Here is a 3,597-nt window from a genome sequence, read left to right on the forward strand (position 1 = left end):
ACTATTTCGCCGAGATATCGGTGGAGAATGATGGCGCCGGTGACGAGGTGTTCACGGCCTGCAACTGCCCGGTGGGCGTCGGCTGCAAACATGCCGTGGCGCTGATCCAGACCTACCTCGAGCAGATGGAACGCGATCATGCCCCGCAGGCCAACCGGTTGGTCGAAACAGAGTCGTCACGAGAGTCGTCACGGCTGACGCGCGATTGGGAAGCCTGGATTGAGCAGGTGGAGACCTCGGCAAGCGTGGCCGCGCCCGGTGCAACCGTCGGCGAGGAGTATCGGCTGGGGCTGTTTCTCGATATTGCTCGCCTCAACTGGGAGACGGTACTCAAGGTTCTGCCGGTGTGGCTGCGCCCTTCGCGGCAGAGCAAGCGCCACAGTGGATGGGTATCCCCGGAGACCGTCGAGGCGCATCCTCTTGGCTTGATGCCGGCGCCACCAAACGGTTGGCCCGAAGCCCAGGAGGATGCGCTGAGCCTGCTGCTGCACGGCAACCGTGACTCGCAATGGGCGGGCAGTCAGCAGCGCCACTGGACGATCGTTGCTCAGCCCTTCCAGGCCCGTGCGCTGTGGGCACTGTTGAATGACGCTGAGCCGCCGCTGCTGTTCTACCAGAAGCAGACCGGGACGCGGCTCGAGCAGGGCCCCGACTGCGAGCTTACGCTCAGCTGGCATCCCGATGCCGAGGGCAATCAGCATCTGCAGGCCGATACGCTGCCGCGAGAGACGCTTTCCGATGAGGCAATGGTAGTGAGAGTCGGCCGCGAGCTCTGCTATCTCGACCCCGAGAAGGGGCTGTTCGGACGCATGGAGGGAACTCCAGATCTGCTCAGGCAGCTTCGCTATTCTCCGCCGCTACCGCCAGAGATGAGTGAGTGGCTAGGCGAGCGGCTGCGCAACACGCCGGCGCTTGCCGGCAAGGTGCCTCCCCCTCAGGCGGTGGAGGAACGCACCCTGGAAGGCGTGGCGCCGCGGATCATGGTCACCATGCGGGTGGCTAACGGCCAGCTATCCTATCGCGACGGTGTGCTGGTACCGCAATGGATCAGCGTGGGCGCCGCCGAGGTGGGCTTCGACTATAGCGGCGTCAAAGTGACTGCCCACTGGAAAGACATCGACCCTGTCTTCCAGGATGGCCAGCGGGTGACGGTGTACCGTGACAAGGAGGCTGAGACGGCACAGATCCGGACCCTGCCGCGGGGGATGGTGACGCTGGAGTCGCTGATGGAGCGAGGAGCTGTGCCGGCCAAGCTGGATATTCCGTCCTGGTCGTTATTATTGCCCAGCGGCGACTCCCCCCCTTCCAGTGCCGCCGAGTGGCCCTCTCATCTGGCGGGGCCCGAGGGGTGGTGGGAGATGATCACTCGACTGCGCCAGGCAGGCTGCCGGGTCGAGTTCAGCGACGAATTTCCGCAAGAGCCACGCTATCTCGCGCCACAGGCGTGGCACGGCGAACTCGAGCCGGCCGGCAATGGCTGGTTCGATCTCGCACTGGATATCGAGGTGGAGGGGGAGCGTCTCAACCTGCTGCCGATCCTGCGTCAGCTGCTCAAGAACCCGGCCTTCCCGCTGGAGCCTGCAGACGACGAACCTGAAGCGGCCAGCTGGGCGCTAACGCTGGACCAGGATCGCCGCCTGGTGTTGCCGCTTTCTCGCCTGCGTTCGTTGCTGGCGCCAATTCTCGACTGGCTGAATGATGAGACCGATCCGGAGGCGGCGCTGCAGCTGCCCCTCTCCGCCGCTGAGCGGGTGGCGCCATTGGCCGAGCATGAGCGCTGGGCGGGACGTGAGGATGTGGCGGCGCTGGCCCAGCGGCTCAAGGGACTGCCGGCCAGCCTGCCGGCGCCGGAAGGCTTTGTGGGCGAGCTACGTGACTACCAATCCCGCGGCCTGGCCTGGCTGCGTTTCCTCTCCGAGCTTGAGACTGGCGGCATCCTGGCCGATGACATGGGCCTGGGCAAGACGGTGCAGATGTTGGCGCATGTGCTCGACGAGCGTGCTCGCGGTGCGCTGGAAGGGCCGGTGCTGGTGGTGGCGCCGACCAGCCTGGTGGGCAACTGGTGCGCCGAGGCGGCGCGCTTCGCCCCGGGCCTGGAGGTGCTGGCCCTGCAGGGTGGCAAGGCCCAGCGCCAGCGTCAGATCGAGAAATCGCTGCCCCAGGCCGACCTGGTGGTGACCACTTATCCGCTGCTGATCCGCGACCTGGAGCAGCTGCGCGAGATGGCGTTCGGCCTGCTGGTGCTCGACGAGGCCCAGGCGATCAAGAACGCCGCCAGTCAGACAGCGCGGGCCGTGCGTGAGCTCAAGGCCGGGCGGGCGCTGGCGATGACCGGCACGCCGCTGGAGAACCATCTGGGCGAGCTTTGGGCCCAGCTGGATGCGGTGGCCCCGGGAGCGTTGGGCAGCCAGCAGTGGTTCGGCCAGCACTTCCGCACCCCCATCGAGAAGGATGGCGACGTCGCGCTGAGCCAACGTCTCTCGCGGCGCATCTCGCCGATCATGCTGCGCCGTACCAAGCAGCAGGTGCTGGGGGAATTGCCCGACAAGACCGAGAGTCGTCGCGAGATCACCCTGACCGGCACCCAGCGCGAGTTCTACGAGAGCCTGCGCCTGGCCCAACACCAGCGGGTACAGCAGGCCATCGCCGAGCGTGGCCTGGCCGGTTCCGGCATCGTGATGCTCGATGCGCTGCTCAAGCTGCGCCAGGTCTGCTGTGATCCGCGGCTGGTCAAGCTGGATAGCGCGAAGAAGGTACGCCGCTCGGCCAAGCTGGAGCAGCTGCGCGAGCTGCTGCCGCCGATGATCGAGGAGGGGCGGCGCATCCTGGTGTTCTCGCAGTTCACCGAGATGCTCGGCCTGATTGGCCAGGCCCTGGAGCGCGATAACATTCCCTACACCACGCTCACCGGCGATACGCCCGGCAAGACCCGCACCCAGCGGGTGGCACTCTTCCAGCAGGGCGAGATTCCGGTGTTCTTGATCAGCCTCAAGGCCGGTGGCACCGGCCTTAACCTCACCGCGGCGGACACGGTGATCCATTACGACCCCTGGTGGAACCCCGCGGTGGAGGCTCAGGCCACCGGCCGTGCCCACCGCCTGGGCCAGCAGAACCCGGTGTTTGTCTACAAGCTGGTGTGCGCCGGCACGGTGGAGGAGCGCATCCTCGCCCTGCAGGCGCGCAAGGCGGATCTGGCCGCCTCGATCCTGGAGGGCGGGGCTGAGCGCCAAGGTGACGGCCCGCTGTTTGACGAGGAAGACCTGGCACTGCTGTTCGCGCCGGTGGCGTAACCGTTTCAGAATACATCTCGGTTTTGTTGCGAGCTGAAGATTTTCTTGGTGAAGTGGACGAATTATTCTCCACCACCTTGAACTCGACCAGGAAGGTGGGCGTAGCGCTCTTGAACCAGTAGGGGCTGAACTGGCGCTTCTGAAACAGCAGCAGCGCATCGAAGGGGTTGTAGACGGCGGTAGTCTGCCCGGTGCGCTGTCGCTTACCGGGCCTACGGTGGGCAGATGTTGCCGTGGGTCTCGTTGTCGCGACCAGCCCTTGGGTCAGACCCCGTCTCGTAGCCAGGCGTGTGAAGGTGCATGTTGC

The 3,597-nt window shown here is 65.8% G+C and carries 1 protein-coding gene; it reads left to right on the forward strand.

Going from position 1 to position 3,597, the window contains the following annotated elements:
• Positions 1–3,290, forward strand: a 3,290-nt coding sequence (locus ACESMD_RS12960) for a DEAD/DEAH box helicase (protein ID WP_372613803.1), incomplete at its 5' end; no start/stop codon positions are given.
• Positions 3,291–3,597: the final 307 nt, after the last annotated feature.

This window comes from Halomonas sp., from assembly GCF_041689495.1.
Classification (GTDB): domain Bacteria; phylum Pseudomonadota; class Gammaproteobacteria; order Pseudomonadales; family Halomonadaceae; genus Halomonas.